We start from the raw sequence: 14,004 nt of genomic DNA on the forward strand, positions 1-14,004 counted from the left end.
ACTTGGCATCTATAGAAGTTCGGGGTTTGGGAGAGGCTATTTCAGCCTGCATGTGACCTTGCGGACTTGCGACTGCCATAAGCCATGCCCATGCTAGGGATGGCTCCACACAGACCTTAGCCCATGGATCGTTACGAACGCATTCTCACCTTGCACCGATTGCTGAAATCGGCGCACTACCCCGTGCCGCTGCCGCGACTGCTGGATGAGTTGGAGTGTTCGCGTGCCACGCTGTATCGCGATGTCGGCTTTTTACGCGACGCCTTGGGCGCACCGATCGAAAGCGCCGGCGGCGAGCATGCCGCGTTCCGTTATGAACAGAGCGAGGCCGAACGCTTCGAGCTGCCCGGCCTGTGGCTGACCTCCGATGAACTGGCCGCCTTGCTGGCGCTCAATGAATTGATCGGTCGCTCAGGCCCCGGCGTGTTGGCCGGCGCGCTGGCGCCGTTCAAGGCGCGCATCGAACATTTGCTTTCCGACCAAGGCAGCGGCAAAGCGCTACCGATCGAGCGCATCCGCGTCATCGCATGGGGTGAGCGCAAACTCGATCAGCAGGTCTTTCGCATCGTCGCAGGCTCGGTGCTGGAACGAAAACAACTGCGCTTCCGCTACCGCGCACGCACCACCAATGCCGATAGCTGGCGCACCGTGTCGCCGCAACGGCTGACTCACTATCGCGACAACTGGTATCTCGACGTGTGGGATCACAACCGCGAAGCACTGCGTAGCTTCGCCGTGGATCGCATTGCCGAGCCGCAGTCACTCGATACCACCGCCATCGATGTGACCGAGGGTGATCTCAATGAAATGCTCGCCTCCAGCTACGGCATCTTTGCCGGTAAACCGAAGGCCTGGGCGACGATCCGCTTCTCCGAACATGCCGCACGCTGGGTCGCCGACGAGCAATGGCATTCGCAGCAGAAGGGCGAATGGCTGTCGGATGGCCGCTACGAGCTGAAACTGCCGTATTCCAATTCCAAAGAACTGCTGATGGATGTACTCAAGTACGGCCCGGATGCCGAGGTGGTTGCACCCATGTCGCTGCGTGAAGAAATGAAGATCCTGCTGCAGCTCGCGCTGACCGGTTATCAGCAAACGCCACGGTAGTTCGCGCGTGCTTACTTGCAATCCGTGGCGACTGCGCAGAGGCTGATCTGACTTAATCGCCATTGATCCAGGCTATGAGCACAAACCTTACTGCCGCCACAGATCTTCCGGTTACGCGCAAGCCTACGGTTTCACTAGCCCTCGGCGCCGGCGGCGCGCGAGGGCTGGCACACATCGGCGCGATCGAGGAAATCCAAGCGCAAGGCTACGAAATTGCCGCCATCGCCGGTACCTCGATGGGTGCGCTGATCGGTGGCGTCTACGCCATGGGCAAGCTGGACCTTTATCGCGACTGGGTGACCTCACTGGCCAAGCTGGATGTGTTGCGACTGGTCGACTGGACGTTTTCCGGCGGTGGCCTCATCAAAGGCGAACGGATTATCGGCACGCTGCGCAAGCTGATCGGCGACACGTGTATTGAAGCGTTGCCGATTGCCTTTACCGCCGTGGCCACCGATATCGATCGCGAGCGCGAGGTGTGGCTGACGCGCGGCTCGCTGTTCGATGCTATTCGCGCATCGATCGCCATTCCCACCGTGTTCCGGCCGCATCTCGTCAACGGTCGACGGCTGGTCGACGGCGCCTTGCTCAATCCGGTGCCGGTGACACCGCTGATTCGTGAACCTGCCGACTATTTGATCGCCATCAGCATGGATGGTCAGGCCAAGGCCGCTGCACCGACGCCCATGAGCACCGGCAACGGTATCGACCCCGCCAGCTATCGGCAGCGCATCAGTGAGTTTGTCGGTCGGCTGCTGCCGCATAGTGAAAGCAAGCCGCATGAGCCCGGTGTGCTGGAGCTGCTGAACCAATCGATGGATCTGATGCAAGCCAATCTGTCACGCCTGCGCCTGGCGGCGTATGAGCCAGACCTGCTGATCCAGTTACCGCGCAACGCCTCTACGGCTTACGAGTTTTATCGCGCGCGCGAGTTGATCGAACTGGGCCGTGAACAGACACGGCAGATGCTGGCTAGCTGGCAACCGACACATCACCAACACGCGGGCCATGTGCCTTGAGCCAGGTATCGAGATAAGCCATCAATACCATCGCGTGGTTATGCTCTTCGTCGCTTGCGGCATAGAGCAGGGTGACCGGATGACGTGCGGCCCGCTCGGCCAGCGGACGCCAGTGTTCGACGATGGCATCCAGCTCACCGGCGTAGCAATGACGGAACCCCTCCCAACGCGTTGGGTCATGTCCAAACCATAGCCGCAACGCGGTTGACGGCGCTAACTCCTTGGCCCAAACGTCCAGCGCGGCGTCTTCTTTGTTCAGACCTCGCGGCCACACTCGATCGACCAGCACGCGGTAGCCATCGGCTTTCGCAGCCGGTTCGTAGACACTTTTGATGACGATGCTCATGGCAACGTCCCAGCTTGGCGACGAATGCCCAGCATACGCCTGCGAAACCGTTGTGCGACAGCTCCCTGGAGCCGGCTTTACAACTCTTCGACCTGAGTCACCTTGCCGCGGCGCATCAGCCAGGCCACACCGCGCAAATCGGCAATGCCAACCCATAGTCGGTCGAGCATGCCGTACTTGGAGGTGCCGGCGGTGCGGGGGCGATGGCCTACCGGCACGCTCTGGCTGACAAAACCGGCACGTTTGGTCAGTGCCGGCAAATAACGGTGCATATGGTCGAAATAGGGGAGGCGTAAAAACACCTCGCGCTCAAACAGCTTGAGGCCGCAGCCGGTATCGGGCGTAGCGTCTTTGAGCATGCGCGAGCGCACCGCGTTGGCGATCTTTGAAGAAATGCGTTTGTTGAAACTGTCGCGGCGCGTGGTGCGCCAGCCGGCGAACAGCCGCACGTTGGCCGCAGCGGTGTCTCGCGCAGCCAACAGTTTGGGGATATCGGCCGGATCGTTTTGACCATCGCCATCGAGCGTGGCGATCCACGGCGATTTCGCCGCACGCACGCCGTTCCATACGGCGGTGCTTTGCCCGCTGCGAGCGAGGTGACGCACGATGCGCAACTCGGGGTATCTGGCCTTTTCGGCCGCCAGCACCGCCACGCTGTCGTCACTGGAATCGTCGTCCACGTAAACGATCTCGAACTCGATCCTGCCGCGCAATGCGGCGGCAATTTCGGCGAGTAGCGGCGGAATGTTGTCGCGCTCGTTGAACACCGGCACGACGACGGAAAGTTGCGGCATGGAGGCAGCCTTTCTACGAAAACGGAAGCGCCTTAAAGCGCAAGGCGACGCATTTTAATGCGTGTGGATGAATGGTGTCAGGTCATTGATTTAAAGGAGCAGTCACGGTCGCTCCCCGAAAGACCCCACGCAAGTCGGCATGCCTCTATAACAGGCCGACTTGTCTTAACGAATCTTGCCTAAAATCCCTTCCAGCTCGTCACTGCTGTGATAGTGGATCACCAGCTTGCCGCGGCCGCCGCGACCATGGGCCAGCTCCACTCGCGTGGCGAAGCGCTCGGCCAGCTCACGCTCCAGGTCGGCGATGTTCGGATCGCGTGCCGGGACGCTCTTGGCTTTGCCTTTCGGCGCGGTCTGTGCGCGACGGGCGGCCTCCTCCAGCTCGCGTACGCTCCAGCTATTACGCGCCGCTTCCAGCGCCAGACGCTCGGCATCACGCTCGGGCAGGGTCAACAAACAGCGGGCGTGGCCCATTTCCAGCTTGCTCTCGTCGAGCAGCTTTTTGATCGACGCCGGCAGTTCGGTGAGGCGCAGCAGGTTGGATACCGCTGCGCGCGAGCGACCCACGGCATCGGCCGCTTGCTGATGGGTGAGGTCGAAATCGTCGATCAGGCGCTTGAGGGCATCGGCCTCTTCCAGCGGGGTGAGGTCCTGGCGCTGGATGTTCTCGATCAACGCCATCGCCGGCACGGCCACTTCCGGCACGTCCTTCACCAGCGCGGGCAGCTCACTCAACTGCGCGCGCTGTGCGGCGCGCCAGCGACGTTCGCCGGCGATCAGCTCGTAGCTGTTCTTGCCGATGGCTCGCACCACCACCGGCTGGATCAAGCCCTGCGCCTTGATCGACGCGGCTAGCTCGTCCAGCGCTTCGTCGTTCCAATGACGACGCGGCTGGTACTTGCCTGGCTGGATCTGCTGGATCGGCAGCATGCGTAGCTCGCCTTCCTGCTCGATGACTGAGGGGCTACCTTCGCCGCTACCGCCTAGCAGGGCATCAAGCCCGCGGCCCAGTCCACGCTTCTTCGCTGCAGCTGCCATGCTTACTCCTGATGAATGTCGACGGCGGCGTCGAGTATGGCTGGGTCGAACGTCGGGTCGCTTTCGTCGTGCAGCGCTACCGCCTCGGCTTGCTGGCTGACGCCAGCGGCCGCGGCCAGACCACGTTCGCGGCGGATCATCTCACCGGCCAGGCCGATGTAGGCAATCGCACCGCGCGAACTGCGGTCGTACAAATGAATCGGCTGACCATGGCTGGGCGCCTCGGCCAGACGCACGTTGCGCGGGATGATCGAGCGCAGCACCTTGTCGCCAAAATGCTGGGTCAATTGCGCGGAAACTTCGTTGCCCAGGTTGTTGCGCACGTCGTACATGGTGCGCAACATGCCCTCGATCTCCAGTTGCGGATTCAAGCGCAGGCGCACGGCCTTGATCGTTTCCAACAGACTGGACAGACCCTCCAGCGCGAAATACTCGCACTGCACTGGAATCAGCACGCCATCGGCGGCGGTGAGTGCATTGAGGGTAAGCAGGTGCAACGAGGGCGGACAGTCGATCAAGATGGTGTGATAACGATCGCCCAGCTTGGCCAACTGCTCTTTGAGCCGGCTTTCGCGGGCGATCGCATCCATCAGTTTCAATTCGGCGGCGGTGAGGTCGCCGTTGCCGGGCAGCAGATCGTAAAGCGCCTCGGTTTTGACGATGGCCTGCTCGATCGGCACCTCGTCCAACAGCACTTCACAGCCATTGGGCTTGGCCGCGCGCTTATCCACACCCGAAGCCATGGTCGCATTGCCCTGCGGATCCAGATCAACGAGCAGCACCCTGCGCTTCGCGGCAGCGAGTGCCGCAGCAAGGTTAACGGCCGTCGTGGTCTTGCCGACGCCGCCCTTTTGGTTGGCGACAGCGATGATGCGAGCCATGGTCTCGTGGGTACCGTACGCGAGTGAAAAGGGGGCTAGATTACCATTCAGAGCCTGTCTAAAGTCTCCGAGTAGCTCGCGTTGATTCACGGTGGCCGTCAGGTGGTGGTGCGTGGCGCTGCGCCTGACGTCGGTCAGGCCAAGCCGCGCGCTGCCGCATGGCGGCCACCGTGAGTCAACCCGCTGGGCCGGGGCTGTTCAGTCGTGTACGCGACCAAGCACCACCAGATGGCGCTCCGCACTCAGCCCCGGCACGGCCAGCGTATGCATGCCGCGTACGGCAAAACCGGCTGGCACGCCGGGCAATTCGTCGTCCGGCTGTTTGCCTTTCATGGCCAGCCAGATACCGTCCGGGGCCAGTAAATGCCCACCCCAGCCCAGCATGTCGGCGAGGCTGGCAAAGGCGCGCGCGGTAACGCAGTCGAACTGACCTTGCACGTCTTCCACTCGCGATTGCACGGCGCGCACTCCGTCGAGTTTGAGGGCACGGATCGCCTCGCGCAGAAAACGCACCTTCTTGCCATTGGAGTCGACCAGCAAAATCTGCCGTCCCGGCGCCGCGATCGCCAGCGGGATACCCGGCAGACCGGGGCCCGTGCCCAGATCGGCCAAGGTGGCGCCTTGCACATGCGGCAGGATCGCCAGCGAGTCGAGCAGGTGACGGGTAATCATCTCGGCGGGATCGCGCACGGCGGTGAGGTTGTAAGTGGCGTTCCAACGCTCCAGCAAGGCTTGATAGTCGAGCAACCGATCTACGGCATCGCCCGGCAGATCCAGACCGAGCGCAGCGATGCCCCGTTCCAGTGCCGCTTGCAGATCAGCGCGTGCGGTCATGGATGATGGCGTCATGAGTAGTCCTGGCGTTACGCGAAAGGCCGGCAGTATCCGGCACGGGGTTACCGGCAGCAAAGAAAAACCCGCCGAAGCGGGTTTGAGAATCCCCTAACGCGAACGCTCTGAAGGCGTTTTGCGCATGGATTTCGCGTAGAGCCATTGAACAGGCGCTTAGGCGAAATCCAACTCAACGCGCGTCACCATCATGCCGCGCTCGCGCAATACTTTATTCATGGCCTGCTTCAGGCGGGTGCCGAGATCGCGGCTGTCCGTGTTGCTGAAATCCGCATTCGCCGACTCGGGCTCTTCGCGCAGCGCGGCAAGGGCGCCGCCGCGAATCAACTGATCGGCTTGCTCGATGACCGCATCCGCACGCTCAGGCTCAAGCACTTGCCAGTACACCGTGCCGCGCACATCGTGCGCATCGGCCATCGACTGCTCGAAACGCAGCACCTGACCACCAAGATCAATGCGATGACCTACCCGATCAAGCAGCGGCAGCACCAGATGCATGCCTGACGGCAATAAACGCTGTGGCCTGCCATGGCGATAAAGACTATGTACCTGCCCATTTGGCACCCGTTTCACGGCGCCCACCATCAAGGCGAGTAGGCTGATAACAAGAAGGGAGAGCAGGGTAGTCATGGCAGCTAAATCAGCAAGTTATGCGTCATTTGTTATTCGTATCGGAGGTGCAGATTACAGCGCCTTAGTCTTGCTTAGATTAATGTCAATTTAACGGTGACCTGACGTTTTCTTACCATTCAGCTTACGACTTAATAACTAAGAGACTTATGCAAGCTCGCGTCCATCAAATGCTTGCCGTCGGCCAAGGACGCTTGGCTAGGCCAGGCTCTTCGTGACCCTGCATTTTATTGCATCGCAGCAAAGTCTTTGATTTTAAAAAGCTTTACAAGACTTGATGAAAACGATTACGTTCAGCCTCGAATCAAACTCCAGCAGCGCTACGGACGGGTAGACATGGGCGTGACCATCAAAGATGTGGCGCGTGAAGCCAAGGTATCGGTGGCTTCGGTGTCGCGTGCGCTCAACGGACAGAGCGGCGTCACCGCCGAAACATTGGGGCGGATACGCGAGGTAGCCAATCGACTGCGTTATGTCCCCGACAATGCCGCGCGCAGTCTGATTACCCGTCGTACCCACACCATCGGCGCCCTGTTGCCCGATCTGTTTGGCGAATTTTTCTCGGAGCTGATTCGCGGCATCGATCTGGCCGCTCGTGCTCGCGGACTGCATCTATTGGTGTCGAGTTCGCACGACGACGCCAATGAAGCCGCCACCGCTTTGCGCGCGATGCAAGGACGTGTCGATGGTCTGCTGGTGATGTCGCCGCATGCCGATGCGGATTTTCTACGACAGAATCTGCCGCAAGGCCTGCCTACGGTCTTGATGAACACGGTGCTCGATAGCGATGCCCACGCAGCGCTATCGGTGGACAACTACGGCGGCGCTTGTGTGATGGTGCGGCATTTGATCGATCGCGGTTATCGCCACATCGCCTTTATCCAAGGCCCACCAAAGAACCGCGACGCGGCCGAACGCGAGCAGGCTTATCGCGAGACATTGGCGGCGCAGGCACCGGGTAACGCAGCGGTGGTGCTGCCGGGCGATTTCAACGAAATTTCCGGCTATCGCGCCGCTCAGCAGTTGCTGGCGATGCGGCCGCGCCCGGATGCGGTATTTGCCGCCAACGACATGATGGCGATCGGTTGCATCGCTGCGATCCGCGAAGCGGGTCTGCGCATTCCCGAGGATATCGCGGTAGCCGGCTTCGACGATGTACCGATGGCGCGCTATGTGACGCCGGCGCTGACCACGGTGCGCGTGCGCATTGCCGAACTGGGCAAGGCCGCGCTGGAGCAATTGATCGTGCAGATCGAGCACACCGACATGCCACCGTGCGTACATCAACGTGTGAAGGCCGAGCTGGTGGTACGTGCATCCAGCGATAGTCAGTGGCAGGGCAAAGAAATGAGGTTCGAACCAACACCCGACTGAGACACGTAGGGGCGTTTCAATAATTGTGGCTTCTGTGGCAAGAGTGGAACGGGGTTTCCCTCATACCAACATCACGGAAGCCGATAACCACGGCGCACGCGATTGCGCTCATCGATCCGTTGAGGGGAAGGTGTTAGGTCATGGCAAACAGACTCACATTATCCAGGCAAATTTCTCTGGCCCTCACAGGCTTGATCGCTACGGCCATGCTGGCACCAGGCATCGCGATCGCACAGAACAGTGCCGCTACGGTGCGTGGCCACGTCGATACCGCGCAAGGCCAGACGGCCACGCAAGTGATCGCCACCAATACCCGTACCGGCTTTATCAGTCAGGCCGTGGTCAATGCCAGCGGCAATTACACCTTGGTCAGCCTGCCGCCGGGCAGCTATCGCATCGAAGCTAAAGGCAATGGCGTCAGCGCCAGCCGCGATGTCTCGGTGCAAGTGGGTCAAGCCTTGACCCTCAATCTCGATGCCACCGCAGCAGCAGCCCCCGCGAACGCTACCAATCTGCAGAGCGTGACGGTAAGCGCGGCCTCGTTGATCGAGACACGCACCTCTGAAGTCGCGACCAACATCACCCAGGCGCAGATCAATACGCTGCCGCAGAACGAGCGCAACTTTCTCGATTTCGCCAAGCTGGTGCCTGGTGTGACGATATCGCGCGACCCCAACGCCAAGGGCTTCTCGGCCGGTGGTCAATCAGCCGATAATGTAAACGTTTTCATCGACGGTGCCAGTCTGAAAAATAACGCGCTCAGTGGCGGTATCGCTGGTCAGAATTCGAGCCGTGGCAACCCGTTCTCACAAGAAGCCGTGCAGGAGTTTCGCGTACTCACGCAGAACTACAAGGCGGAGTACGAACAGGCCGGCACCGCGATCATCACCGCCGTGACCAAGTCGGGCACCAACGAGTTTCATGGCTCGGTCTACGACTACTTTCAGAACAAGTCGATGATTTCGCAGGACTCGTTCGACAAGCGGGACAAGTTCAAAAAGCCCGACTACGAGCGCCAACAGCGCGGTTTCTCGTTGGGCGGCCCGATTCTTAAAGACCAGTTGCAGTTTTTCGTGAACTACGAAGAGCGCAAGGACGTCAGCAACAACACGGTAAAAATCGTCGATCCACGCTTCACTCAATACAACGGTACGTTCGCGGCGCCGTTTCGCGAAAAAACGTTCTTCGGCAAATTGAGCTGGCAACCCAACCAGAACAACAATGTCGATTTGAGCCTGACCACACGACGCGACAACGAAGTGATCGGCTTTGGCGACAAGACGACTTACAGCAGCCGCAGCAATCGCCAGAACCGTGTCGATGACTTGCTGCTGAAATGGCAGACGCGCGGCGATATCTGGACAAATGATCTGTTGCTCGATGCCGGGCACGCGAAGTGGAACCCAAGCGCGGCGGATTCGAGCACGGTGCACCAAGTCTACGAAAACAACGTGGCGACTCTCGGCGGTGCCAGCAATCTGCAGAACAAAGGCCAGAACCAGACCACGCTGCGTGACGACCTGACTTTTGCGGGCCTGTCCTGGCATGGCGATCACACACTCAAGGTCGGCGTGAAATACGCCGCCTACGGCATCACGCTGGAGCAGAACAACAACGCGGTGCCATCCTATGTCTATCAAGAGGGCGCGAACTATCCTGGCGGTTTTCTGATCCCGTACAAGGCGATTTACTCACCCGTGAGCGCCAGCGCCAACTTGCATACCAACCAGCTTGGCGCCTATATACAGGACGATTGGGATGTCACCCAGCGGTTGCAGTTGAACCTTGGCCTGCGTTGGGATTACGAGACCAATGCGCTGAATAAAGATTACGTCACCCCCCAGGCGCAATACGCAACGCTGCAGTACTTCGGCCTGCAGAACAACATCAGCACGGGCAATGAGCGCAATGCATTCAAGGGCGCCATTCAACCGCGCCTCGGCTTCTCACTGGATGTGAGCAAAGACGGCGATCAAAGCACCACGCTGTTTGGCGGTGCAGGCCGTTATTACGATCACACGCCATTCGACTGGATCAGTCAGGAGGCACTGCACTCTGCCGTACCGAACTACACGTTCCAGTTCAGCCCGCCTAACGCGGACGGCACGCCGTCCAAAGCCAACACCATTGCCTGGAATCCTGCTTACCTGACCAAGGCCGGCCTCGACGGATTGCTTGCCTCCGGCACGCCCGGTCTCAGCACTGAAATCGATACGATCAACAACAAGACCAAACCGCCCTATACCGACCAATTCAGTTTCGGCGTGCGGCAAGTACTGGGTGACTGGACTGGCTCGCTGACGTTGTCGCGAGTGCTTGGCTATCGCCAATTCACCTGGCTGTGGGCCAACCGTCTGGTCGTACCCGGCTTCGTGCTGGCGCAAGCGCCGGGCAGCCCTTACGGCGCCGTGTTGAAAAACGGCTACAAAAAAACCCAGTCCAGCAGCGTGCTCATCAGCGTGGATAAACCCTATACCAAGGCTTCCGGCTGGGGCGTGGGCGTGGCCTATACCTATCAGAACGCACGCCAGCAGGGTCATGACAACTACTCGCTGGACTATGTCGATCCTTCGGGTTATCCGGGCGGCCATGTGGGTGAGAAGCATCATCTGGTGGTCAATGGCATTGTCAGTGGCCCATGGGATACCCGCCTTACCGGCATCCTTACCTACGGCTCGGGCACGCCGTTCGAAGTGTTCAAGAGCACAGCTACCTGCGACTACAACTGCAGTTACTCGTACAACGGCGTTTATGGCCGCACCTATCTGAACCTGGATCTATCGATCGCCAAAGAATTTCGCTGGGGCGACAACCAGGCGCTGGAACTGCGCTTCGACGTGATGAACGTATTCAACCGCGACGTCTATAACGCCTACGAGGGCAACTTCTACAGCACCAGCTTCGGCAAACCGACCGGTGCCGATCCCAACCTCACCCGCCGCTTCCAAATCGGCGCGCGCTACAGCTTCTGATCCCCGCTCGTATCCCGGCACTCCGATGGGTGCCGGGATACTTTGCCGCCGTCATGCACTTTCCGTGAGCGTGGATATGAAATGCTCCAGGCATGCCATGCGTCCCTTAGAGGCAACACATGCAAATAAAGCAACGAACCGTGCTCTCTTACGCGCTCGCCGCCTTGGTCGCCTGGGTCATCCCGCTGAGCGCCCAGGCCGCGCAGCCAACCATGCAGCCGGCGTGTCTCACCTCAGCATGTGCCGCGCACGTGCCGCCGATGATCGACGCGTTGGAGCGGCATACCTTCGACTGGTTTTGGGCCAGCGGCAATCCGCAGAATGGCTTGGTGCCGGATCACTACCCGACGCAGTCATTCGCCAGCATTGCCGCCGTGGGTTTCGGGCTGACCGCTTATGGCGTAGGTGCGGAACGCGGCTATATCACGCGTGAGCAGGCGATCGAGCGCACACTGACTACGCTGCGCTTTTTTCACGATGCAGCGCAGAACGATAGTGAAGACGACGCCACCGGCTTTCACGGCTTTTTCTATCACTTTCTCAACATGCAAACCGGCAAGCGCGAGGCCCGCTGGGTCGAGTTGTCCACGGTCGATACCACGCTGCTGCTTGGCGGCGTGTTATTCGCGCAGTCCTACTACGACCGTGACACGGCACCGGAAAAGCACATTCGTCAGCTTGCCGACGATATCTACCGCCGGGTGGAATGGACCTGGGCGCAACCGCGTGCGCCACTGATAAGCATGGGCTGGACGCCGGGCGGCCATTTCATCGAGCACGACTGGAAGGGCTACGACGAGGGCATGCTGGTTTATATCCTCGCGCTGGGCTCGCCCACCCATCCGATCCAGGACGACGCCTGGAAGGCATGGAGCGCCAACTATCAGCGCAATTGGGGCGAGTTCTACGGCCAGACCCATCTCGGCTTCGCCCCACTGTTCGGCCATCAATACAGCCACGTCTGGGTGGATTTTCGCGGCATCCGCGACGCATGGAGTCGTGAACACAATCTCGATTATTTCGAGAACAGCCGCCGTGCGACGTATGCACAACGCGCTTATGCCATCGCCAATCCCGCCGGCTGGGCCGGTTATGGCGAAAACGTATGGGGGCTTACCGCCAGCAATGGTCCGGGTGAAGCCGTAGTAAAAATCGACGGCAAAGAACGCAGGTTCCACGGTTATACCGCACGCGGCGCCGGTATCGACTACATCGCCGACGACGGCACCATCGTGCCGACCGCCGCCGCTGGCTCTATCGCGTTTGCGCCCGAAATCGTGATTCCGGCATTGACCGAAATGAAGCGCCGGTACGGTAAGTACATCTATAACCAATACGGTTTCGTCGATGCGTTCAACCCCAGCTTCCATCTGCAGACCGAACTACGCACCGGCAGGCTGGTACCCGAGCTGGGCTGGGTCGATACGGTGCATTTGGGCATCGACCAGGGGCCGATCCTGCTGATGACCGAGAATTGGCGTAGCGACTTTGTATGGCGCGTAATGAAAAAGAATCCGTACATTCGTAAAGGGCTGGAGCGCGCCGGCTTTACCGGCGGCTGGTTGGATCAGGGCGCAAAACTACCGTGAGCGAACGCGAGCACGCATCGCCTGGGGCTGCTTTCCCGGTATGCAGGGGGAGGCGGCGCCTGTGCTCGATGGCCGTTCTCATGCTTATGGCTGCCTTACTTGCCAGTTGCTCGCGACAAGCCAATGACTCGCATGAGCTGACCTTCTGGACGGTCGGTCGCGAAGGTGAAGCGGTCGCCAAGTTGATTCCCGATTTTGAGCGCGAACACCCTGGGGTGCATGTAAAGCTGCAGCAATTGCCACTCACCGCCGCACATCAGAAACTGCTCACCGCCGTCGCTGGCGGTTCGACGCCTGACCTGACCCAGCTCGGCAATACCTGGATTCCCGAGCTGGCGGCGCTCGACGCACTGGAGCCGCTGCAAGTGCGCGTCGAACGTTCGCACACGGTGCAGCAGGCCGATTACTTTCCCAGCATCTGGGCGACCAATCTCATCGATGGCACGCTCTATGGCGTGCCTTGGTACGTCGATACGCGATTGTTGTTCTACCGCAAAGATTTGCTCCGTCAGGCCGGCTTCGACACCCCGCCGCGCGACTGGACCCAATGGCGCCACATGCTTGCCGCCTTGAGCCCAGCACAGCGCCGAGGCTACGGCATCTTGCTGCCCACCAATGAATTCGAGCAGTTGCTTGCACTGGCGCTACAGCAAGACGAGCCGTTGTTACGCGACAACAACCGCTACGGCAATTTCCGCAGTGCCGGTTTCAAGCGCGCGCTGACGTTCTACGTCGAGACCTTCAAGCTGCATCAGGCACCGATGATTAGCAATGTCGAAGCAGGTAATCCTTGGACGGAATTCGGTCGTGGCGTGTATGCGTTCTATCTGTCGGGCCCATGGAATATCGGCGAGTTCCGCCAGCGGCTACCGGCAGCGCAGCAGGACGATTGGTCGACTGCGCCGCTGCCTGGCCCAGAGGGTCCGGGCGCGTCGAATGCCGGCGGCTCCAGCCTGGTGATTTTTCGCCGCTCGCCACACAAAGAGGCCGCCTGGCAGCTTGTCGAATTCCTGTCGCGGCCCGCCGTACAGCAACGCTTCTATGATCTGCTCGGTGATATGCCGCCGCGTCGTTCGTCATGGGAAGGCGGTGCTTTGCACGACGACCCCAAGGCCCGCGCTTTTCGCGACCAGCTCGAACGCGTGAAACCGACACCGCCGATTCCCGAATGGGAGCGCATCGTTACCGAAATGCAATTGGTCGCTGCACAAGCGGTTGCAGGGCAACTCACCGTGGATCAGGCAGCGGTGGAGATCGACCGCCGCGCTGACGGGATTCTTGAGAAACGACGCTGGATGCTGGATCGACAGGGGAGGTCACGATGATGGTTATGGGTTTCGCTGTATTCACCCCCTGCCAACCTCCCCCTGCTTCCGAAGAAAGTCCCCTTTTTGGGACAAGCAGA

General features: G+C 60.2%; 12 protein-coding genes. 6 read left to right on the forward strand and 6 right to left on the reverse strand.

Annotated features, from left to right (window positions below; all coding sequences use genetic code 11):
* The first annotated feature begins 123 nt into the window (after positions 1-123).
* Entirely contained in the window at positions 124-1,107 is a 984-nt protein-coding gene (locus tag DVJ77_RS14255) for a helix-turn-helix transcriptional regulator (RefSeq protein WP_114846181.1), read from the forward strand.
* Positions 1,108-1,181: 74 nt separating this feature from the next.
* Entirely contained in the window at positions 1,182-2,126 is a 945-nt protein-coding gene (locus tag DVJ77_RS14260; RefSeq protein WP_114846182.1) for a patatin-like phospholipase family protein, read from the forward strand.
* Here DVJ77_RS14260 and DVJ77_RS14265 read toward each other — a convergent pair.
* The 6 genes from DVJ77_RS14265 to DVJ77_RS14290 form a co-directional block, all read right to left on the reverse strand.
* Positions 2,080-2,472, reverse strand: a complete 393-nt coding sequence (locus tag DVJ77_RS14265) for a DUF488 domain-containing protein (protein WP_114846183.1) — start codon at positions 2,470-2,472, stop codon at positions 2,080-2,082. The genes DVJ77_RS14260 and DVJ77_RS14265 overlap by 47 nt on opposite strands.
* A gap of 77 nt (positions 2,473-2,549) precedes the next feature.
* Entirely contained in the window at positions 2,550-3,266 is a 717-nt protein-coding gene (locus tag DVJ77_RS14270; protein ID WP_114846184.1) for a glycosyltransferase, read from the reverse strand.
* 165 nt (positions 3,267-3,431) lie between these two features.
* Positions 3,432-4,304 carry a ParB/RepB/Spo0J family partition protein gene (locus DVJ77_RS14275; RefSeq protein WP_191983699.1) on the reverse strand — a complete coding sequence of 291 codons (873 nt, stop codon included), beginning with the start codon at positions 4,302-4,304 and terminating at the stop codon, positions 3,432-3,434.
* Between the two features lie 2 nt (positions 4,305-4,306).
* Positions 4,307-5,185, reverse strand: a complete 879-nt coding sequence (locus DVJ77_RS14280; RefSeq protein WP_225428007.1) for a ParA family protein — start codon at positions 5,183-5,185, stop codon at positions 4,307-4,309.
* Between the two features lie 198 nt (positions 5,186-5,383).
* A complete protein-coding gene (rsmG, locus tag DVJ77_RS14285; protein ID WP_114846342.1) occupies positions 5,384-6,019 on the reverse strand; it encodes a 16S rRNA (guanine(527)-N(7))-methyltransferase RsmG in 636 nt (211 codons plus the stop codon).
* 171 nt (positions 6,020-6,190) lie between these two features.
* The gene (locus tag DVJ77_RS14290; protein WP_114846185.1) at positions 6,191-6,664 is read right to left on the reverse strand and encodes an SPFH domain-containing protein; all 474 of its coding nucleotides are present in this window, start codon (positions 6,662-6,664) and stop codon (positions 6,191-6,193) included.
* 336 nt (positions 6,665-7,000) lie between these two features.
* On the opposite strand from DVJ77_RS14290, the gene DVJ77_RS14295 reads away from it, so the two are divergent.
* The 4 genes from DVJ77_RS14295 (at position 7,001) to DVJ77_RS14310 (ending at position 13,924) form a co-directional block, all read left to right on the forward strand.
* Complete coding sequence (locus tag DVJ77_RS14295; protein ID WP_114846186.1) at positions 7,001-8,038, forward strand: LacI family DNA-binding transcriptional regulator; 1,038 nt, start codon at positions 7,001-7,003, stop codon at positions 8,036-8,038.
* 140 nt (positions 8,039-8,178) lie between these two features.
* The gene (locus tag DVJ77_RS14300; protein ID WP_114846187.1) at positions 8,179-11,010 is read left to right on the forward strand and encodes a TonB-dependent receptor; all 2,832 of its coding nucleotides are present in this window, start codon (positions 8,179-8,181) and stop codon (positions 11,008-11,010) included.
* A 119-nt stretch (positions 11,011-11,129) separates the two neighbouring features.
* Positions 11,130-12,599: a glucoamylase family protein gene (locus DVJ77_RS14305; protein WP_114846188.1), complete on the forward strand. Its 1,470-nt coding sequence runs from the start codon at positions 11,130-11,132 to the stop codon at positions 12,597-12,599.
* Between the two features lie 80 nt (positions 12,600-12,679).
* Positions 12,680-13,924, forward strand: a complete 1,245-nt coding sequence (locus tag DVJ77_RS14310) for a sugar ABC transporter substrate-binding protein (protein ID WP_225428008.1) — start codon at positions 12,680-12,682, stop codon at positions 13,922-13,924.
* Positions 13,925-14,004 lie beyond the last annotated feature (80 nt).

Origin of the sequence: Dyella tabacisoli (assembly GCF_003350925.1) — a bacterium.
Lineage (GTDB): Bacteria > Pseudomonadota > Gammaproteobacteria > Xanthomonadales > Rhodanobacteraceae > Dyella_C > Dyella_C tabacisoli.

Excerpts from the sequence above, each read along its gene's own strand:
- DVJ77_RS14255 (WP_114846181.1), top strand. The coding sequence starts at position 124 with ATGGATCGTTACGAACGCATTCTCACCTTGCACCGATTGCTGAAATCG.
- DVJ77_RS14260 (WP_114846182.1), top strand. The coding sequence starts at position 1,182 with ATGAGCACAAACCTTACTGCCGCCACAGATCTTCCGGTTACGCGCAAG.
- DVJ77_RS14265 (WP_114846183.1), bottom strand. The coding sequence starts at position 2,472 with ATGAGCATCGTCATCAAAAGTGTCTACGAACCGGCTGCGAAAGCCGAT.
- DVJ77_RS14270 (WP_114846184.1), bottom strand. The coding sequence starts at position 3,266 with ATGCCGCAACTTTCCGTCGTCGTGCCGGTGTTCAACGAGCGCGACAAC.
- DVJ77_RS14275 (WP_191983699.1), bottom strand. The coding sequence starts at position 4,304 with ATGGCAGCTGCAGCGAAGAAGCGTGGACTGGGCCGCGGGCTTGATGCC.
- DVJ77_RS14280 (WP_225428007.1), bottom strand. The coding sequence starts at position 5,185 with ATGGCTCGCATCATCGCTGTCGCCAACCAAAAGGGCGGCGTCGGCAAG.
- rsmG (WP_114846342.1), bottom strand. The coding sequence starts at position 6,019 with ATGACCGCACGCGCTGATCTGCAAGCGGCACTGGAACGGGGCATCGCT.
- DVJ77_RS14290 (WP_114846185.1), bottom strand. The coding sequence starts at position 6,664 with ATGACTACCCTGCTCTCCCTTCTTGTTATCAGCCTACTCGCCTTGATG.
- DVJ77_RS14295 (WP_114846186.1), top strand. The coding sequence starts at position 7,001 with ATGGGCGTGACCATCAAAGATGTGGCGCGTGAAGCCAAGGTATCGGTG.
- DVJ77_RS14300 (WP_114846187.1), top strand. The coding sequence starts at position 8,179 with ATGGCAAACAGACTCACATTATCCAGGCAAATTTCTCTGGCCCTCACA.
- DVJ77_RS14305 (WP_114846188.1), top strand. The coding sequence starts at position 11,130 with ATGCAAATAAAGCAACGAACCGTGCTCTCTTACGCGCTCGCCGCCTTG.
- DVJ77_RS14310 (WP_225428008.1), top strand. The coding sequence starts at position 12,680 with ATGCTTATGGCTGCCTTACTTGCCAGTTGCTCGCGACAAGCCAATGAC.